General features: G+C 71.7%; 20 protein-coding genes. 3 read left to right on the top strand and 17 right to left on the bottom strand.

Annotated features, from left to right (window positions below):
* Positions 1-41: 41 nt before the first annotated feature.
* The 5 genes from OG371_RS23710 to OG371_RS23690 all read right to left on the bottom strand — a co-directional run bounded on the left by OG371_RS23710 (position 42) and on the right by OG371_RS23690 (position 6,360).
* Positions 42-1,193, bottom strand: a complete 1,152-nt coding sequence (locus OG371_RS23710; protein ID WP_329072693.1) for an AAA family ATPase — start codon at positions 1,191-1,193, stop codon at positions 42-44.
* A gap of 189 nt (positions 1,194-1,382) precedes the next feature.
* Positions 1,383-1,556, bottom strand: coding sequence for a hypothetical protein (locus OG371_RS23705; RefSeq protein ID WP_329072691.1), 174 nt, complete (start codon positions 1,554-1,556; stop codon positions 1,383-1,385).
* A gap of 959 nt (positions 1,557-2,515) precedes the next feature.
* Entirely contained in the window at positions 2,516-5,509 is a 2,994-nt protein-coding gene (locus OG371_RS23700) for a BTAD domain-containing putative transcriptional regulator (RefSeq protein ID WP_442876135.1), read from the bottom strand.
* Positions 5,509-5,934 carry a hypothetical protein gene (locus OG371_RS23695; RefSeq protein WP_329072688.1) on the bottom strand — a complete coding sequence of 142 codons (426 nt, stop codon included), beginning with the start codon at positions 5,932-5,934 and terminating at the stop codon, positions 5,509-5,511. The genes OG371_RS23700 and OG371_RS23695 overlap by 1 nt, the downstream gene beginning before the upstream one ends.
* A gap of 36 nt (positions 5,935-5,970) precedes the next feature.
* On the bottom strand, positions 5,971-6,360 hold the full coding sequence (locus OG371_RS23690) for a hypothetical protein (protein WP_329072686.1): 390 nt from the start codon (positions 6,358-6,360) through the stop codon (positions 5,971-5,973).
* Positions 6,361-6,462: 102 nt separating this feature from the next.
* Here OG371_RS23690 and OG371_RS23685 point away from each other — a divergent pair, with 102 nt between their 5' ends.
* On the top strand, positions 6,463-6,990 hold the full coding sequence (locus OG371_RS23685) for a hypothetical protein (RefSeq protein WP_329072684.1): 528 nt from the start codon (positions 6,463-6,465) through the stop codon (positions 6,988-6,990).
* Positions 6,991-6,998: 8 nt separating this feature from the next.
* Here the strand turns inward: OG371_RS23685 and OG371_RS23680 are convergent, their stop codons facing one another.
* Genes OG371_RS23680 through OG371_RS23640 form a run of 9 tightly spaced genes read right to left on the bottom strand, consistent with a single transcriptional unit; the run spans position 6,999 to position 14,046 of the window.
* Complete coding sequence (locus OG371_RS23680) at positions 6,999-7,469, bottom strand: TadE/TadG family type IV pilus assembly protein (protein WP_329072682.1); 471 nt, start codon at positions 7,467-7,469, stop codon at positions 6,999-7,001.
* Positions 7,466-8,455 carry a hypothetical protein gene (locus tag OG371_RS23675; protein WP_329072680.1) on the bottom strand — a complete coding sequence of 330 codons (990 nt, stop codon included), beginning with the start codon at positions 8,453-8,455 and terminating at the stop codon, positions 7,466-7,468. The genes OG371_RS23680 and OG371_RS23675 overlap by 4 nt, the downstream gene beginning before the upstream one ends.
* Before the next feature lie 53 nt (positions 8,456-8,508).
* Positions 8,509-8,955, bottom strand: a complete 447-nt coding sequence (locus OG371_RS23670) for a TadE/TadG family type IV pilus assembly protein (RefSeq protein WP_329072678.1) — start codon at positions 8,953-8,955, stop codon at positions 8,509-8,511.
* Positions 8,956-8,957: 2 nt separating this feature from the next.
* Positions 8,958-9,158, bottom strand: a complete 201-nt coding sequence (locus tag OG371_RS23665) for a hypothetical protein (RefSeq protein ID WP_329073252.1) — start codon at positions 9,156-9,158, stop codon at positions 8,958-8,960.
* Positions 9,159-9,215: 57 nt separating this feature from the next.
* Complete coding sequence (locus OG371_RS23660; protein ID WP_329072677.1) at positions 9,216-10,106, bottom strand: type II secretion system F family protein; 891 nt, start codon at positions 10,104-10,106, stop codon at positions 9,216-9,218.
* A complete protein-coding gene (locus OG371_RS23655; protein ID WP_329072676.1) occupies positions 10,103-11,047 on the bottom strand; it encodes a type II secretion system F family protein in 945 nt (314 codons plus the stop codon). The genes OG371_RS23660 and OG371_RS23655 overlap by 4 nt, the downstream gene beginning before the upstream one ends.
* Positions 11,035-12,417, bottom strand: coding sequence for a CpaF family protein (locus OG371_RS23650; protein WP_329072674.1), 1,383 nt, complete (start codon positions 12,415-12,417; stop codon positions 11,035-11,037). Before OG371_RS23650 ends, OG371_RS23655 begins: the two co-directional genes overlap by 13 nt.
* Entirely contained in the window at positions 12,404-13,336 is a 933-nt protein-coding gene (locus OG371_RS23645; RefSeq protein WP_329072672.1) for a MinD/ParA family ATP-binding protein, read from the bottom strand. Before OG371_RS23645 ends, OG371_RS23650 begins: the two co-directional genes overlap by 14 nt.
* A complete protein-coding gene (locus tag OG371_RS23640) occupies positions 13,336-14,046 on the bottom strand; it encodes an SAF domain-containing protein (protein ID WP_329072670.1) in 711 nt (236 codons plus the stop codon). The genes OG371_RS23645 and OG371_RS23640 overlap by 1 nt, the downstream gene beginning before the upstream one ends.
* Positions 14,047-14,423: 377 nt before the next feature.
* On the opposite strand from OG371_RS23640, the gene OG371_RS23635 reads away from it, so the two are divergent.
* On the top strand, positions 14,424-14,723 hold the full coding sequence (locus tag OG371_RS23635; protein ID WP_329072668.1) for a hypothetical protein: 300 nt from the start codon (positions 14,424-14,426) through the stop codon (positions 14,721-14,723).
* A 457-nt stretch (positions 14,724-15,180) separates the two neighbouring features.
* Here the strand turns inward: OG371_RS23635 and OG371_RS23630 are convergent, their stop codons facing one another.
* Positions 15,181-15,747: a hypothetical protein gene (locus OG371_RS23630; RefSeq protein WP_329072666.1), complete on the bottom strand. Its 567-nt coding sequence runs from the start codon at positions 15,745-15,747 to the stop codon at positions 15,181-15,183.
* Between the two features lie 270 nt (positions 15,748-16,017).
* Here OG371_RS23630 and OG371_RS23625 point away from each other — a divergent pair, with 270 nt between their 5' ends.
* The gene (locus OG371_RS23625) at positions 16,018-16,665 is read left to right on the top strand and encodes an A24 family peptidase (protein WP_329072664.1); all 648 of its coding nucleotides are present in this window, start codon (positions 16,018-16,020) and stop codon (positions 16,663-16,665) included.
* A 47-nt stretch (positions 16,666-16,712) separates the two neighbouring features.
* Here OG371_RS23625 and OG371_RS23620 read toward each other — a convergent pair whose 3' ends face one another.
* Positions 16,713-17,066, bottom strand: coding sequence for a hypothetical protein (locus OG371_RS23620; RefSeq protein ID WP_329072662.1), 354 nt, complete (start codon positions 17,064-17,066; stop codon positions 16,713-16,715).
* Between the two features lie 210 nt (positions 17,067-17,276).
* Positions 17,277-17,468, bottom strand: coding sequence for a hypothetical protein (locus tag OG371_RS23615; RefSeq protein WP_329072660.1), 192 nt, complete (start codon positions 17,466-17,468; stop codon positions 17,277-17,279).
* Between the last annotated feature and the right edge of the window lie 95 nt (positions 17,469-17,563).

Genomic DNA, 17,563 nt, shown 5'->3' with positions numbered 1-17,563 from the left:
TTCGCGACAGTGTGGCGGCGGGGTGACGGCAGCGAGTCGGGCTAGAACTGGGGGCCCAGAGACAGCGGGGTGACGTTGGCGCCGAACACGTTGCGGACGATGTCGCCCACGATGTCGCGGTCTTCTTCCGGGGCGATGCCGATCAGGTTCCCGGCGGCGTGGGCGGTGCCGAGCGCGTCGGCGACCCGGTTGAACGCGATCAGTTCCCGCAGTTGCGGCGCCCACCCAACCTCGCCTTTTTCCTGCCGCTTGGCCAGATGCCGCGCCACGCGCACCGCTTTCGGGTCGATCTTCAACTGCGCGGCGAGGTCATAGTCGGTGGACACCTGGATCTGAACGGCGAACCGGGACGAGAGCGCGTCACTCAGCACCGCCCCGTGAACCCCGGGGTTGTGCCCGGCCACGACGTAGAACCCCGGTGCGGCATCGACGACTTCACCGTTATGCGTCTTGATGACGATCTGACGGCGCCCGTCCATCGCGGGGTACACCACCGCGAGCACGGTCGGCGGGATGAGGGTGGCGTCATCGATGAACAGCGCGCGCCCCTCCCGCATCGCGGTCACCAGCGGGCCGTGGGCGAATGCGTAACGGCCGTCCGGGGTCTGTGTGTAGGACCCGACGAAGTCGTCGGTCACGGTGTCGCTGTCACCTGAAATGGTCACCAGGTCGTCGAACGCGGCCTCCACCACCGACGTTTTCCCGGTACCGGGCGGGCCATACATGAGCGCGGACACCCCCGCATCCCGCAACCGTCGTAGCGCGGTCACATCCGACAACCCGGACAGCTTGCGCGGGTGGTACATCTGCCCGTTCGGACGGCGGACCGGACCGGTCACCAACGCGGGCGCGGCGGGCGCCGTGACGGGTACCGACGGCGCGGGGGCGGTGGTAGTGCGCGGGGCGACCGTCGCGGCTTTCGCGGCGTCGGCGGTTGTGTCGGTCGCACGGTAGGCGACCGGGTTCGTGCCGACCCTTTCGGCTTCCCCGCGCGCTTCCAGCGTCGCCAGCGCGTTCCCGACCGCGCCGGACGATTTCCCGCCAAGCGCGGCGGCGATCGTGCCGGGGGTCCATGCGGTCGCGGGGTCGCTGGCCAATTGTTCGGCCACCATGCGGCGAAGTTCACCGTTGCGCAACCGGGTTGCCGCACCCGGGGCGGCGGGCGTGCTGCCCGTGGCCGGAATCGTGGTCATCGTGTCGGTCCTTTCCTGAACGGGGCGGCGGGTTTCTGGTGTCAATCAGTGGCGAATTTGGTTTTGGGTGGGTTGCGTGCGGGTTGTTGGGGGGCTATCAGCGGGCGGGTTGTTTCTGTTGTCGGGCATGGCGCGGTTTTCTTCCGTGGTCGTGGTTCCGTGGTTGGTGGCGCGCCCCAACCGGGGCGTTCAGCCGTAGCGTTCTACCCACGCGGCGGGGTTTTCGCGGTAAAGCCGTTCGCTTTCTTCGAATTCTTCCATGTGCGCGCGTCCGGCGGCATCGGCGGCGTCCATGGTGGGGCGTGTTTCATTCCAACCGCAGTAGCACCAAATCGAAACGGTGCCGTCGTCGTTCACTTCCACGGAATCGCATTCGATCACGCACATGACACGTTACCCATTCGCTAGTTGCTGTTTCCGACTTCCCGGGGGCGATCGTTCGCGGCCGGGGCGGTGGTGTGTTGTGGTTTCCGGTGTTCCCGGTGACACAACAAACGTAACTCGATCCCAGGTGTCGCGCAATAGTTTTCCGGGTCAATTTTGGGGAATTTTGCCTATCTTTTCGCGTGAACAACGGGCATTTCTCGGGAATGTTTGTACAGGTCAGGCAATGTCGGGATGGTTTAGAATAGGAGCGCCGGCCCCGGCCGAGGCTGCGGATAAATGCGGTTCTTTTTAAGAAAAGGAGGGTGAGAAGAGGGGACGGTGAGTGAAGTGCAGTGGTGAGCACGGCTGGAACGATGACGAGCACCGGTGACACCGCCGCCGGGCCTGATGTGTTTACCTGCTTGGTGTCAAGCGAGTCTGAGACACCGGTGGATCCCCCAGGAGGGGGCTTGAGCTGCGAGAACGGCCGAGACGGGGGGATCCGCCTTAGTCGGATACCGGAGGACGAGGCGGATCGGCCGGGTCGGCGGCCCCACGGTTGGCACTCACCCTCCGCGTCATCCCAGTCCACGACCATGGCAGCGGGTGGCCGGGAGTGGGCACACCACTCGGCGCCGGAGGCGCCGGCGTCTTCCTGGACGTCGCGGCCGCACATGGGGCACCGGGACGTCTTCGCAGCGCGCGATAGCCGCATACGGCATTCGATGCGCAACGGTTCCGGATATGTCTTTGAATACAGGCGCGCATCCACCGGATTCTTTTTCTTCGGCCTCGACAATGGTGCTACCACGGTCGACGCTAGCATCGGAACGGACGGGATCGCGGCGAGACATCGAGGTATTTCGCTGTTCCGCATAATTACCTTGACCGGCCGCGGATCGCGCCTCGATTGCCGTCTCGCCGAGGCGTTATCGGGAACAGCGGGCTCGCTCATGTCATGGCGCCGTGGATCGGGAGAAGTCGTCGTCGACGGGGATCCCGGTGTGGCGGGCGCGCAGCCGCTGGGCGAGGTCGACGGTGTCCGCGGCGGGGGTGGCGTCGATTTCGGCGAGGCGGGTCCGCAGGAGGGTGAGGGTGCGGGAGATGGCGTCGTGCCGGCCGAGGTTGTGTTGCAGGCGCATGATGTCGCGGTAGAGCAGTTCGTTGTGCGGGTCGAACGCCCGCGCGGTTTCCAGCAGATCCAGGGTGTAGTCCGGGTCGGTCCCGACCCGGGCGCGGGCGAGCGCGGCCACCGCGTCGAGCGCGTCGCGGCGGGTCGCTTCCCGGGCGGCGACAAGCCAGTCGGCGTCCACGCCCTCAGCCAAGACGCCGCCGTAGCGCGCCACGATCGCCTCGTAGGCGTCGGCGCGCCGCTCGGGCGTGCCGGCGCTGCGGCGGGCGGTGACCGCGTTGGCGAATCCCCAGTAGTCCACCTCCACCACGGCCGGGTCGAGCTGGTACTGGCCGTGCTCAGCCAGGACCAGCTCGCCGACGGTGCCGTGAGTGGCGGTCTCGAGGGCGCGGCGGATCCGGGAGCGCACCGTGCGCAGCACGCTGGCGGGGTTGCGGGGCGGCGCGTCGGGCCACAGGGCATCGACGATCCCGTCCCGGGACACCCCGCCGGGATGCACCGCGAGAAACACCAGCAGTTCGACCGGCCGGCTGCTCAACTCCCCGGACAGGTCCCGCGGTACGGCCCCGGGCCGCGCGGGATCGGGTCGCCAGTGCAGAGCCGGGGCGCCGAACACCGTCAGCACCAGCGGTGCGCGCGTGTCCGAGGTCGCGTTCGCCCGCACCGGCAGCCGCGGGCACGGTGCGCCACCAGGCTCCCCGGCCTCGGCGAGAGGCGGCTCCGGCGCGGGCGGGCCCGAGGTGATCTCCAGGCGATCCGGGCCGTCTCCGGCGTTCTCGGGATGGGCCTGGTCCGCCTCCGGTGGCTGCGCCGCCGGCCCACGGGCGGGCGCGGTCGCCGCGCCGTCGGCGCCCGGTGCGGTGTCAGGTTCGCCGCGGGCGCCTCGAGCGGGCTGGGTGGTGTGCAGAAAGGCGAGCAGGTCGCGCATCGCGGTCTCGGGCAGGGTGAAGGCGCGGGTGCCGCGCAGGGGCTCGCCGAGGCCGGGATCGGTCGCGGAGATGATCCCGCCGGCGGTGACATAGGCGGTCACTCCGGCGCGCCACTGGCCCAGCAGCACCGCGGTGACACCGTCCTGGCCGCCGTTGTCGAGCAGCTGCTGCAGCCGGGCCTGCCGGTCCGGGTCGAGCGGCGGCGCCGCGATCAGGACGGCGGGCCGGGGTGAGGCCGGGTTCTGCGGGTCGAGGACGTCCAGCGCGGTGTCCAGGTCGGCCACGACGGTGACCGTGTCCGGCAGGCCCGTGGCGGGCACCGGCACACCGAGCAGGCGGGCCAGGTCCGTGGCGGGCACGAGCACCCTCGGCGCCGATCCGCCGTCGGGCACGGTGGTGAGGAGGGTGAGCAGCAGGGCGCGGGCCGCGGCGTAGCCGCCCGGCCCGACCAGACCGAGACCGTGGACGCGGGCCAGGTCAAGGGCAATGTGCGATCCCGTGCCCACCGGCAGGCTGTGCGTCGAGTCGCCGGTCGTGATCTCGCCCTCAGCGCCGGAGGCGGTCGCGCCGAGGGCGATATCCACCACCGACGGCACGTTCACTGGTCCGGCTCCACTGCCGGGGGCACCGATCACCCGGCGGATGCGGGGCGCGAGCACCCGCACCGGCCCCGCGTTCCCGGATCCCGCGTGCCCGGGGCTGACGGTGGTCGATCGCGGGGCCGCCTCGGGCCGGGGATGCTCGCGCCGTCGCTCCGGCGGGACCGGGTCGTCGATCTCCTGATCGCTCTCGGCGTCCAGCACGGTGTCCTCGTCATGGTGCTGGGCGCGCAGGTGGGCCAGGCGCAGCTGATACACCACCGGCGCGACCGGCAGGTCGTCGTCGTCGCGCCGGCCGCTGCCGGGCCGGTAGCGCGCCTGGCGCCGCCGCCGCGCGAGCACCAGCAGCGCACTGACCGCCGCGGCCAGCCCCAGGCCGACGAACACCTCACCGCTGCCCCACGTCACCGCACCCCCGCCGGGCCGTCCGGCCGCCGACTCCGAAGGCGGTGGTGTGGCGGCGCCCGGTGCCGGAGGTACCGGCCGAGTAGTGGGGGCCGTAGGCACGTGCTCCGGTGGCGCCAGAGCCGCCGAGGTGGGCGGGGTGGGCGCTGCGGCGGTGGGGAGCCGGAGGGTGTCGCCGGGGTGGATCCGGTTCGGGTCGCTCAGCACCCGTCCCCCGGGCTGGGCGCTGCCCTTGTTGAGGGCCCAGATCTGCGGCCAGCGATCGCCCTCGCCCAGGCAGCGCCGCGCGATCCGCCACAACGAGTCGTGCACCCCCGCCTCCGGCGGGCGGACCCGCTCGGTCCCGGGCCCGGCTGGGGGCGGGGACAGCGGGCGGCCGGTGTGCTCGCGGGCGGCCAGCGTGGTCCAGGCGGGGGCGGTCGCGACCACCGGGGCATGGCCGACGGGACGGGCGCCACCGGCTGGGGCAGCGGGTGCGGCGGTGGCGGTACGGCCTAGGACCGCGACCAGCAGCGCGCCGACGAGCACGGCCGCGAGGCGCCGCACCGGCCCGCTCTGGCCCCGCAGGTCCGGCCACCGCGCACCACGGGCCACGTCCACGACGCACGCGGCGACGTCGACGGCGAACACCAGCCACAGCAGCCAGGCCAGGCAGGCGAGCGTGTCGAGCAGGAACCTGGACGACATCGGCGCCATCAGCACCGCGCCGATGTCGCCGCTGCTCGGCACGTGACCCGGCAACGGCCACCCCACGCCGTAGATCAGCGCCCACGGCAACCCGGCCACCAGCGCGGCCAGCACGATGGCCGCGACCAGCCCCCGCGCCGCCCGGCCCAGCAGCCGCGCGACACGCGCGCTCGGCCCGCGACCAGACGACACCCTCATCAGCCGCGCGCCGCGCCGACCGCTCCCCCGGCCCTACCGGCGGACTCCGGTTCGGCCGGTGGTGCCGGCCGGGCGGCACGTGGCCCGGTGGCCGCCTGCCTGTCCGTGCCAGTGGTGTCGTTGGTCGTCGCACTGGGGCGTTTACGTTTGCCGCCGCGGGCGGACTTGGTCGTCTGGTCGCGCCAGCGGGTGAGGTCGGCGGCGGGAATGTCGGTGACCTGGGCCAGCTCCGGGACGTCGATGACGTCGCTGGCCTTCCTCAGGATCTCGCCGAGCTCGCGTTCGAGCCCGGCGAGCTGCCCGGCCAGCTCGGCGTGCCGGCGAGCCAGCCCGCCCACCGTGGTGGCCGCCTGCGCGCGGCGCATGCTGCGGGCGACGTCGCGTTCCTCGAGGCGGTGGGTGATCTCCTCTTCCGATGTGACCATGCCGTGTTCTCCTTCCGTGACGACGTGTGCCTGTGGTCAGGGTTCGATGCCGGTGACCCCGCGCTGTGGGTGGGCGGCACCCCGCCCGTGGGTGTGGATGTCGCCGATCCCGATCAGCGAGAGCAGCTGGGGCCGGTAGGTGGCGGTGACCTCGACAGTCACCGTGTCGCCAGCCACCGCGACCGTGCCGGTCGCGCCGACGCTGGCCAGGTACCGCTGCGCCAGGTCCCGCGCCCGCCCTGGATCGAGCCGAACCACACCGGTGGCGCGATAGGCGGCGAGGTCGAGCGCCTGGGCGCCGGCGCGGGCGGCGGACTCGGCCTGCCCGCCGGCGCGGACCTTGCTCGCCAGCGCGAGACCGCCGTCCAGGCCCAGCCCGGTCAGGGCAAGCAACCCCAGCAACAGCGCGACCACGAAGGCCGTCACCGCGCCCTCCTCGGCCCGCCACCACCACCGCCATCGGCAACGCGCGGACGCACCGGGAACGCCGGTGCACGACGAGCCGGCGGTGTGGCCAGAATGGGCCGGGTGACCGCGCCCGAGACACCGGAATCGCCCGTGGTGGACGAGGACAGCGTGACCGCCTGGCACGAGGCCGGGCACGCGGTCGTCTACCTGCTGCAGGGCCGGTCGCTGCGCTACGTCACGCTGCGGCCCCGCGCCGCCGGACGGATGGGGTTCACCGCGGTCCGGCCCCGCCCGGTGGACCTGTCCTCGCTGGCGGTCGTCGCCCACGCCGGCCCGCTCGCCCAAGCCCGGCACGTCCTGGACACGACCAGCGCGGCCGAGCGGTACCGCGAGGACGTGACGGCCGAGGACGTCCGGGTCGAGGCCTACCTGCACGGCGGGCACGACGACCTGGCCGTGATCGCCGAGGCCCGCCGCGCCTACGGGCTCCCCGCGGGCCAGCCTGAGCTGTGGGCGGGCATCGCCCACGACTTGATCGACCGGTACTGGCCGGAGATCGGCCGCGTCGCCGAAGGATTGCTCGAGCACCGGACGTTGACCGGCACCCAGCTGCGAGCCTGCGTCCCCGGGCTCGGATTCGCGCGCTGAGACGGCCATCAGGCACCCGCAACCTGGTGTGATGACCGGTAGGTGTCGACGACTTCGCTGGCGCTCGATTCCAACGTTTTCCCGCCGGGCACGCCCAGCAGCAGGGCTTGGCCGACATCGACGGTGCACCGCACCCGCACGGTCACCGCCGTGGCGGGGGTGAGCGTGCCGGACATCGTGGTGGTGACACCCCGGCACACCAGCCCGGCCTGGGCCAGCGCCGCTTCGGCTGTGTCCCGGGCGGCCGCGGTGGCGGCCGGGGTGCTGCGTTGCAGGGTGGCGGCACGGGCGGCCTGGTGGGCGGCGTCGTCCAGGCGCAACCGGGCATCGACGCCCCGGTGCACCACCACGGCCAGGAACACCAGCAGCATGACCAGTAGCGGGGTCACCAGCACGGCCTCGGCGGTCACCGAGCCGCGCTCATCCGCCCACCATCGCCGCAGCCACCCCGCGGTGACGTTCGGCGCGCGCCCGGTCATGACGGGTCCTCGCCCGATCGCACCAGCCGCAACAGCGCTGTCCGGGGTGCGGTGCCGCGGCGGAGCCCGCCGGGCAGGACGCGGAGAAGGCGTGCCCGCATGCAGGGGTGCTGTTCCCACGGGAACTCTCCGGCGCCGGTCAGGTCGCGGGCGGCGGTGATGAAGGCGAACACGCTCTGCGGCAACGCTTCCGCGGCCTGCGCGGCCTGCCGGACCTCGCGCTCGCCGGGCAGGGCGGCGAGGATGCCCTCGGTGCGGGCCGCGAGGTCTCCGCGTCGCAGTTTCGTCTCCCACTCCCGGGTCAGCACGAGACAGCCGTGCACATGCCGCACCACCTCGTCCAGGGCGTCGTCGATCACGGTGACCGCCTCGCGGGCCGCGGCGGCCAGCTCGCCGACCGCGGAATCGGGATCGTCGGCGAGCTCGCCGGTCAGGCTCCGGGCGGCGCGGGTGCGGTCCAGGCAGCACAACGCCTGCCACACCACCCGATGCACCTCACCCGGCACAGCGGGATCGATCCACGGGCGGGCCGGGCTGCGGTGCAGCTCGTCCACACCGGCGATCAGGGTCCGCACTGTGTCACCGGCAGTGCCGAGGCCCGCGACATCGCGGCTGCGGAAAAAGAACTCGCCCCGCACACGATCGAACCGGCAGGGCCGCGCCGGGCCGTGACGATGGTCGGCGAGCACACCGGTAGCACTGCGCCAGCCGACGAGGAGACACGCGACGAACGCGACGATCTCTATGCCCAGCACCGGCATCGCGGCGAGAACGCTGCCCTTCGCGACCGTGAGAACCGCGAGGACCGTCAGACTCGCCCCGCCGAGTCCGAAGAGGACAGTTCGAGGGTGCAGCGCGGCCCGGACACGCTCGCGACGCCACCGCCGCTCGGGAACATCAGGGTTCAGCAGCAAGGAATCCGGGCCATCAGGGAACAAGGCCGTGCGCACCGGCGTCGCCGTGCCCGGCCGTGGCTGGTCTGTCATCGTGTGGTGTCCTTTCGGCCGGTCGCCGCAATCACCGCTGCGGCAAGGAAATGTCAAGGCGCGGGTGTGGTGTCGGGCAGGAAACGTTCGACTGCGCCGGAGGCTTCGGCGTGCACGTGCAGGTGCACGCCGGGCAGGACCGTCGCGGCCTCGCCACGGACACTCACCGACACCGCAGCCGCGCCGCGGGACACTGTGAGGTCCGGGTCGCGCAACGGCCCGGCGGCGAGGTCATCGAGCAACAGCCGGCCGGCAGCCCGCCCCGCACTGGTGGTGCCATCCTGGGTGCGGGCCGCGGCCAGGGCCTGGGACGCGGCGGCCTGGGCGACATGGGTGGCGTGGGACCACACCGCGAACTGGATGATCGCCAGCAACGCCAGCAGCAGCAACGGGGTGGCGAGGACCAGCTCGACCGTGGCCTCGCCCCGGTCGCCCCGCAGCGCCCGCCGGACACGCTCGGCCAGAACGTGCGCGCGGGATCGGATGGAGGGAGCCGGCATCGTCAGCCGCCGATCCCGAGGTTGATCGAGTTCGCCTTCGCCGTCAGTTTCGCCACGATGATCGCGACGATGGCGATCGCGGCGATGGCCAGCAGGGCGGTGACGATGACGGTGGTGGTGATCTCCCCGCGCTCCGGATCGGCCCGCAGCAGCGCGACCCGGGCGCACGTCAGCTCCCAGAGAGAACGGATGCAGTACACCATGCTCATGCCTTCTTTCCATTGTGGCGCAATGCCTTTCGCGAGGTATCAGACAGCTATCTAGAGTCCATTAAGGACTTGAACCACCGCCGGATAGGCGATGAAGCCGAGGAAACCGAGAAACAGCAACGTGACGGGCAGCGCCATACGTTCGGTGGCAGCTTGGGCTTCGGCTTCGGCGTCGGTGACCTGGTGGGTGCGCAAGGCTTGGGCTTTCGCGGCGAGGGAGGCGCGGACGCGGGCGCCTTCGGTGCCGGCCAGCGACACTGAGGCCGCGAGTTCGGCGAGTTCGCTGATGCCGAGTTCCTCGCCGAGCCGGCGGAGGGTGGCCCAAGCAGCGGTGCGGGTCAGCTGCGCCGCGGACAGTGCGCGCCGCAGCTGGGTGAACGCGGGGCCATGGCCGATCTCGGCGGCGTCGGTCAGCGCGGCTTCGACTCCGGCGCCGCCGGCGAGGGTGATCCACACCAGGTCGAGGAACGCCGAAAGCGCGGTGCGGAACTCCGCGCGCCGCCGGGCCGCCTTCGCCCGGACTTCCAGGTCCGGGGTGAGGAACCCGAGTGCGGCCAGCACCACCGCGGCGACGAGCGGCACCTCGAGCCCGAGCGACAGGCCGTCCAGGACGAGCAGCAGCTGCAGCAGCCCAGGTGCGAGCAGGCCGGCCAGGGCGAGGATCGCCTTGGCCGCCACGTGAGGGTCGGTGCCGCGTCCGAGGACGAGCAGGTCCCGCTCGGTCTTCGCGCCCGGTAGCCCGAGGGCGCGCAGGCCGGGCACGAACGGGCGCCCGAGGGTGGTGGCCCAGCTGGTGTCCTGGGTGGCCACGATCGGCTCGGCCGGTGGCGTGGTGGCGCGGGCGAGGCGGGCACCGAGCGCGGGCCGGGGCGGGATCGCCCACACCAGCAACGCCCACAACCCGAGCCCGGTTCCGGCGCCGAACACGATCGCGGGAATCATGCGCGATCACCGCCTCGGCCGGCCCTCGGCACGGATTCCCCGGGCTCGCTGGGCGAGCCGGCGGGGGTGAGGTCCAGGACCCGGCGGGGCCGGCCACTGCCCGCGATGCGGGCCAGCCACGCGAACCCGGCCGCGAACAAGGCGCCGATGACCAGCAGCACGAACTGCCCGAGAGCGGTGTCGTAGACGGTGAGGTAGGCGCGGTTGAACACCACGACCCCGGCCGCGAACGCCAGCGTGGTGGCGACGATGACCCGCACCGAGGTGCGGGTCCGGGCCCGCCCGGTCTCCACGCGCATCCGCATCGCGGCCTGCTCCCGCGCCGTCGTGGCCAGAGAACCGAGCAGGGCACCGATCTGGCGGGCCTGATGCTCGGCCGCGAGCACGAGTGCGGCGAGCACCAGGTCCGCGGTCGGGTCGGCCAGATCCTCGGCGAGGCACCGCAAGGACGGGGCGAGGCGCTGCCCGTTCTCCAGCCGGCCGGCCAGCGCGGTGACCTCGCCGCGGATCGCGGCCGGGACAAGCCAGGCGGTCGCGATGATGGCCTGTTCCAGACCCGCGGCAGCCGAGAGGGTGTCGCGCAGCATCTCCGTCCAGGACGCCACCGCCTCGATCCGCGCCACCCGGCGGGCATGGGCACGGTCGGGGCCGACCAGCCCCGGCAGGAACCACACCGCCGCGCCCACCAGCGCCACGCCGACCAGCCACCCGGTCACCGCCCCTGCCAGCAGAGCGGCACCGGCCGCGATGCCCAGGCGCACCACCCAGCGACGGTCCCGGGTCCTGTGCCCGGCTGCTCGCGCGAGGCGCTGACGGCCCGCGCGGTCCCGTGTCGATGCTCTGGTACCGCGCCATCCTGCGGAGATCAGGAGCAGGCCGGCCGCGGCGCCGAGGCCGAACAGCGCAGCCACGGCACTCTCCGTGGTGATCACGGCGTCCACCACCCTTGCGGGGCCTGGAGAAGATCGGGGTCGAACCCGGCGTCGATCAGGTCGTCGAGGGTGTCGGCGCGCAACGCCCCGGCGACCGGCCGGGCGCGGCGGTCGTGGCCGCAGCGGTAGACCTCGTTGGAGACCACGGTGCCCGCATCGGCGTCGACCACCTCGCGAATGGAGGAGATGACCCGGGTGCGGCGATCCGCAGCTTTGTCGAGGTGGACGACGAAATGCACCGCCGAGGCGACCAGCAGCGCGGTCGCCTCCAGCGGCAACCGCTCCGCGCCCTGGGCGGCGTAGGAGGCGAGCCGGGTGAACGCGATCTTCGAGGACGAGGCATGCAGCGTGGCCATGGAGCCGTCGTTGCCCTGCGACATCGCGTTGCACATCGGGATGACCTCGGGGCCGCGAATCTCGCCGACGATCACGCGGTCCGGGGACATCCGCAGCCCCCAGCGGACGAGTTCGGCCTGGCTCACCGCGCCCTCGCCTTCCACGTTCGCCTCGCGGGCCTGCAGCGCGGTCACGTCCGCGTGCAGCGCGGGATCGAGACCGAGGCCGAGCTCGAAGGCGTCCTCGATGGTGACGATCCGCTCCATCCGGTCCATCTCTGAGGCCAGCGCCCGCAGCAGCGTGGTTTTCCCGATGCCGGTACCGCCGGTGACGAGAATGTTCTTGCGCGCCGTCACCAGCGCCCGCAGGAACCGTTCCAGTCCGGGGTCGAGGGTGCCGCGAGCGCGCAGCTGGGCGAGGGTGGCGGTGAGGTAGCCATGCCGGCGGACCGAGCACGCGGTGACCCCGCCCGCGGTCAACCCCATCACCGCGAACAACCGTTCCCCACCCGGGAGCTGCAGATTCAACGCCGGGGATCCGCGATCGAACCGGCGCTCCTCGGACGAGGCGCGCGCAGCGAGGGTGCGGACCAGGTCGGTGAGCTCGTCGTTCGACTCCGCGATCGGCGCGACCTGGGCACGGGTGCCGTCGGTGTACTGCACGAACACCCGGTCGAAGCGGTTGACGTTGATCGTCTCCACCGCCGGGTTCTCCAGCAGCGGCTGCAGCCCGCCCAGCCCGAACACCTCGTCCAGGACCTGCCCGGCGACCCGCTGCTCGGTCGCGGCGTCCACCAAGCTGCGGCTGGCGAGCAGCTCGGCCTCGGTGTGCGCGGCGATCGCCTCGTCGAGCATGTGGCGGCCAAGCTCCCGGCGCCGTTCCCGCGACACCGGTCCGCCCCCGTCGCGGGCGGCGGCCTCGACCCGGCCGGGAAGATCGGTGGTCAGCGCCTGGCGCAATCGGTCGCGCAGACGGCCTTCGGCGTTCCCGGGCTCGGGCCGGGCGGGATCGCCAGCCTGGTAGTGATCGTCAAGCATGGTCATCCCCGAGGGTCCTTCCTGGATTGCTGAGTGCGTGGTGGCCGTTGCGCCGCGGTTCTCGGCCGGGGGGCGGACGTGGCGCCGGCGGCGCGGTGACCGGCACACCGGGAAAGCGCACCTGCTGAGCGGGCACCCCCGGAATCTGCGGCGGACCGGCCGTGTCCGGTAACGGACTCGGGGCCTGGCCGGCCGGCGCACACCCAGGGACCGGCGTGGCAAGCGCGCGGGCGACAGCCGCGGCACAGCGGGCGAGCCCACCACTGCCGCGGCGCCGCGAAGACGTCACCGCGCGCCCGGCCAGAGCCGCCGCGGCGGCCGGGTCATGGGGAATCCGGCCCATCGCCCGGATCCCGAGTTCACGCTCGACCTCCGGCGTGGGATAGCCCTGCCCGGCCAGCAGCAACGACGAACGCCGCGCCCACCGGCCCAGATCGTGGATGCGGGCCGCGACATGGGCCAGCTCGTCCCCGTAAGTACCGGTGATCAGCACCAGTACGTCCGCCCGGCGCGCGATCGCCTCAGCGGGCGATCCCGCGTCAAGGCGCCCGCAATCGGCGAACACCACCACCCCGGGCTGGCGCGCGACCTGGTCCAGCACCAGACCGTGCGGGCCGGTGACCAGCGCGTACAGCGCCGCGCGGGCCTGCATCCCACCCATCGGGGCCGGGATCGTGCTCGCTCCGCCGGGCATCGCATGGGCGTGCTCCCACACCACCGCCGGATCTCCCGTGCGACGGGTCGCCGCAGCGAGGCTGACCAGGCTCGGCTCGGCGGGCAACCCGAACCGCATCGCGAGATCCCCGCCGGCGGGATCGCATTCCACCAGCAGCCCCCGTGTCTGCGCGGGCCAGCGGGCGGCCAGCGCCGCGGCGAAGGTGGTCACTCCGGGCGAGCCCTTCAGACTCGCCAGCGCGATCAGCATCAGCGATCACCGCCCGGCAGCATCACCAGCGCCACCTGACCCGCCGATACCTGCGCCAGCTGCACGCTCGCGCTTGCCTCCAGCTGCAGCGAGATCACCGTGGTCTGATCCGTGCCCGCCAGGGCAAGCCCGACCACCGTGGCCTGCCACGACGACCCTTGCCCCGTCTGCTGCCCCGCAGCGCCGGCAGATCCGCTCGCGGCGGCGACCACGACCGTGACCGGCGTCCCGGGTGCGAGTTCGGGCGGGAACTGACCGGGCTTCAACCCCAGCGCGGCCACCGCGTGCCCGGGGGCCGGGATCGCCGCCGCACCCACGCTGTCCGGGGTCAGCAGTGCCCCAGGCGCCAAGCTGGTAGCCATCGGGCGGCCGACCATCGTGGCGGCCCGGTCGGCGGGCACGGTCGCCACACCGGCGGAGAAGGAGACATCGGTGCTGCGCAGATCCGCAGGTTCGAGAACGTGCCCGACCTGCACCGGGCGAGCGATCGCGAGCACCGGCATCCGGTCCTGGGTGGTGCTGGTCCACCACACCGCGCCGCCGACGCAGAGCACGACCAGCAGCACTCCGACCAGCAGGTGCGGTAAGCGACGGCTCCCGCCGCGGCCACGCGGCAGCACGGCGGGTTTTCCCTTCTGCCCCAGCCACGACACCGGTCCGGCCGGCTCCGGCGCCTGCTCGGTTCGAATGGGGCTGTGTGGGCTGGTCACGATCTTCTCCAGGCATGGCTCGGCCGCTCCACGCACCCACCGCCAAAGACGGAAAGGCATGCGGAATAGGACAGGAAAAGTGAATTCAGATGTGCGAAACCGAGAACCGGGAAATCGGCTAGCGGTGACCGGTTCCGAGTGCTTGGGCCTCGGCGACGCGGAACGGCGCCGACGCGCTGGTGGTCAGGTCGGGGAACGTGCCCCCTGCTCCCATGCCGGACCAGGTCACCGTCCAGTGCACTGTCGCCGAGGTCGGGAATGCCTGGCCTGGCGCACCGGCCGAAGAGCGAAGGTAGGTGTGCCCGCAATCCGGAGACGCTGCCTGAGGGTCAGCATCGGCAGGGAAAGGTGTTCCTGGCCCGGTGCAGGTGAGTTCGGTGCCATCACCCATCGACCACGACGCCGAGGCCGGAGTCGCGGCCGCCGTCACCGACGCCCCCGGCACCGAGGCGGTCGCCGACCGCGCACCCCAACCGCCGCGATCCAGCCACAACCAGGTCGGCAGATTCACCAGCTTGGTCCCCGCAGGGTTGGACACAATCCGCGGGACGGGCAACCGCAACTGCGACCGGGCCTGCTGCGCCAGTTCCTCGGGCGACGGCAGCGGCGCCGCGCCCGGCGCCTGGCCGTCGGGAATCCACACCGGCGCCCGGTACAACGCATCCCGGACCCCCTGACCAGAGCACTGGTAGGTGTACCAAGCACCACCCTGGCCGGGCGCCTGCGCCAGTACGACGCCGCCATCTCGGTGGCTACTCAGTGAAATAAGCCGCATGTCGCCGGCACCGGAGCTACGCGGACGGAATGAAACAGTCTGAACACCATTCGCCGGCGGCCTGTAGTCACTGCGAACATAAGAGCATTTTGCACGATTAGAATCGCCGCCAACAACAGAATCACCAGGGTCGAGGCGCTGGCCATTTCCTTCTTTGGAGGAACGCTGCCGGTCAGGCTCACCGGGGTTCGCTTCCGGCGGCGCCGGCGAATCACCGCTTCCTCCTGCGCCGAGGTTGCATGAGGGGCTGAGGCTTTGGCCGCAGTCGACCGATCCCCACCAGTCGCCGGCAAGGGCGGTTCCGCTGGCCGCGATGACAAATAGAGTCGTCACTGCGACGATCACTGTCGCTTTTCTGCCTAACATGTCCCTATTCCTTGCACCGCAAACCGTGTGACTTTCCAACTACCGTCGACAGCGAGTTTGACCTCCGCCTCCATATGACGGCGTCCACCTGCTTCGTTGTCGGCTAGCTGCCCGTTGTCGGCTCGGTGCTTAAGCCAGTTCGTTGAGTCACCGCAGTCGCTGATAAGCACCGTGGTGGGTTTGCTGGCTGGTTCGGCCGATGTGGCTTCGGGGTTGTTGATCGGCTGCCCCGTGGTCACGAGCCCGTTGAGGTGGTCGGCGTACATAGCGCGAGACAGCACCGACAGTGCATCTGCCGTGGCGTTGTGCGCCAACCGTTCCGACTGCCAGTCCGAAGTCTTGGCCACCGCAGCGACGTCCTGCCACATGCCGAGGTACGCAGCAATCGCGTGCTGTTTCGCGGTCTCGGCGGGTGAGGTTGGCGTCGAGCTGGGAGCCGGGGAGGCTGCCGTCGTGGACGGTGGGGGGTTCGTGGTGTCTCCGGAACTGCACGCGGTCAGGCCCAGAGCCAGGGTGGCGGTGATGACGAGGGCGTGGTGTGCGGTGCGGAGCGGGTTCATGGTGGTCCCCCCGGTCAGTGACGGTCGCAGACAGCGGCGGACGGGCCGCAGGACCGTCATACACCGGGCACCGGTGGATGGTTCAAGACCAGCCGGGCGGGGCGTGCTGGTCACGGCCTCGGGCCGCTCCGCAGGTTCACTCATTAGCGTGATGGGTTGTGCGGCGCACGCGTGGTGTGCCCAGCATGAGGGAATGGGGAGAGCATCAGCGCTCGGCCAGTTCCTGCCGCCGCCGCTCGAGTCCGCTTCAGTGGCCAGGAGGACGAGGGCATGGTGACCGTCGGCTGGCTGGCCGCCTATGCCGGGGCGGGTGCGGCGTGCGGTGCGGCGCTGAGCGAGTTGACCCAACGCTCGCTTCTCGATCGTGCGGGCCGGGTCGTCGGCTCGTGGTGGCTGGCCGCCGCGGTGACCGGCTGTGTGCTCGCGGTTCTGGGGTGGCGGGTCGGTGTGCGGTGGGAGCTGGCGCTGTACTGGCTGCTGGTGGTGCTGGGCGTGCCACTCGCGATCATCGACTTCACCGATCGGCGTCTTCCCCGGCTGCTGGTGTACCCGTTGCTGATCGGTTTGCTGGGCGCCGCGGTGGTGCTCTGTCTTGTCCGTGGCGACGCTGCCCCGGGTATTCGCGCGGTGGCCGGGATGGCGGCGCTGTGCGGCGTGTTCTTGCTGGGGGCGTTGATCGTTCCGGGCGGGATCGGGGCAGGTGACGTGCGGCTGGCCGCCGTTGCCGGGCTGGTGGCGGGCTGGTCGGGCTGGACTTCCGTGGCAGCAACGCTGCTCATGTCGCTGGTCTACGCGGCGCTGCTGCTCGGCCTCCTCCGGCTCGCACGGTGGAAGAGCGCGCCGGACTCGAACGCGGCGCCGTTTGGGCCGTGCTTGCTCGCCGGCTTGCTCACCGCGGTCGTAGTGACCGGCGGCTGAGGCCATGCCCGGGTCACCGGCGCGGGCCGGCGTGATCAGGGTGGCGGTCATCGTGAAGTACTCCGATCGGCCAGGTGGCCGGGAGGGAATGAACGCCGCGCGTGGCGGGGCCCTTCCGGTCGGGCCGGCGTGGGTACTGCGGAGTCCTCGGCGACGGCAGCGTCGGCGTGGTCCGTCTCGGAGGCGCGTGGGCGGGGCACGGGTTCGGGTTCGTCAGCGGCGTGGGGGTTGCCGGTTGCGGCGCAGATGACGAGTTCGGCAACGGGCTGCCAGGTGGTGCAGGACTCGCACCAGACGTAGCGGGGCAGGGTGTCGGGATTGGCGCTCAGGTCGTCGAGGGTGGCGTCGTCGAGATCGTCCAGCGAGTGAGTGTCGGTGCAGGCAAGGAGGTAGTGGGCCATCGGTGCGCTCCTTTCCGGAGCCGAGGAAGCGTCAGTGGAGGTGGGTCGGTGTCGCGGGTGCGCGGTCATGGGCGGGTTGACGACGCCCGCCACACCGGGCTGGTCCGGGAGCAAGGAGAGGTTCTCCCGCACGGCTGGACGTCGGCGGCGTGAACACCGGGCGGGTTGTTCGTCGGATATCCGCCACCGCTCCAGCGCGTTGTCGGGTCGCTAGTCGGATCCGTCGAAGCGGATGCCGGGCCGCAAATCGGTGACCTCAGGCCCGACGCAGCGGGTGCGGTCGCCGCCGAAGAAGTCGGTGACCTCGAGCATGAGGGTGGGCCCGGTGCCGTCGCCGTGCCGGCACATGGCGCCGGGCACGGTGCGAACGCGGCGGCGGGCAAGGTTCGTCGTTGCCAGCATTGGTTGTCCTCCCAGAATAATGACGTCGCAATGGATCCATGCGTGATGACGCGGGCATGGCCGAGTACGCGCGCACTGCTCAAGCTGCGCGATGG

Origin of the sequence: Amycolatopsis sp. NBC_01480, from assembly GCF_036227205.1 — a bacterium.
Classification (GTDB): Bacteria; Actinomycetota; Actinomycetes; order Mycobacteriales; family Pseudonocardiaceae; genus Amycolatopsis.
Note: the sequence above shows the minus strand (reverse complement) of the source record. Positions and strands in the feature narration are given on the sequence as shown.

Coding starts and splice junctions, on each gene's coding strand:
- OG371_RS23665 (WP_329073252.1), bottom strand. CDS start 9,158: ATGGTGTACTGCATCCGTTCTCTCTGGGAGCTGACGTGCGCCCGGGTC.
- OG371_RS23695 (WP_329072688.1), bottom strand. CDS start 5,934: ATGGTCACATCGGAAGAGGAGATCACCCACCGCCTCGAGGAACGCGAC.
- OG371_RS23675 (WP_329072680.1), bottom strand. CDS start 8,455: ATGACAGACCAGCCACGGCCGGGCACGGCGACGCCGGTGCGCACGGCC.
- OG371_RS23630 (WP_329072666.1), bottom strand. CDS start 15,747: ATGAACCCGCTCCGCACCGCACACCACGCCCTCGTCATCACCGCCACC.
- OG371_RS23670 (WP_329072678.1), bottom strand. CDS start 8,955: ATGCCGGCTCCCTCCATCCGATCCCGCGCGCACGTTCTGGCCGAGCGT.
- OG371_RS23615 (WP_329072660.1), bottom strand. CDS start 17,468: ATGCTGGCAACGACGAACCTTGCCCGCCGCCGCGTTCGCACCGTGCCC.
- OG371_RS23680 (WP_329072682.1), bottom strand. CDS start 7,469: ATGACCGGGCGCGCGCCGAACGTCACCGCGGGGTGGCTGCGGCGATGG.
- OG371_RS23710 (WP_329072693.1), bottom strand. CDS start 1,193: ATGACCACGATTCCGGCCACGGGCAGCACGCCCGCCGCCCCGGGTGCG.
- OG371_RS23645 (WP_329072672.1), bottom strand. CDS start 13,336: ATGCTGATCGCGCTGGCGAGTCTGAAGGGCTCGCCCGGAGTGACCACC.
- OG371_RS23700 (WP_442876135.1), bottom strand. CDS start 5,509: ATGAGGGTGTCGTCTGGTCGCGGGCCGAGCGCGCGTGTCGCGCGGCTG.
- OG371_RS23650 (WP_329072674.1), bottom strand. CDS start 12,417: ATGACCATGCTTGACGATCACTACCAGGCTGGCGATCCCGCCCGGCCC.
- OG371_RS23625 (WP_329072664.1), top strand. CDS start 16,018: ATGGTGACCGTCGGCTGGCTGGCCGCCTATGCCGGGGCGGGTGCGGCG.
- OG371_RS23660 (WP_329072677.1), bottom strand. CDS start 10,106: ATGATTCCCGCGATCGTGTTCGGCGCCGGAACCGGGCTCGGGTTGTGG.
- OG371_RS23620 (WP_329072662.1), bottom strand. CDS start 17,066: ATGGCCCACTACCTCCTTGCCTGCACCGACACTCACTCGCTGGACGAT.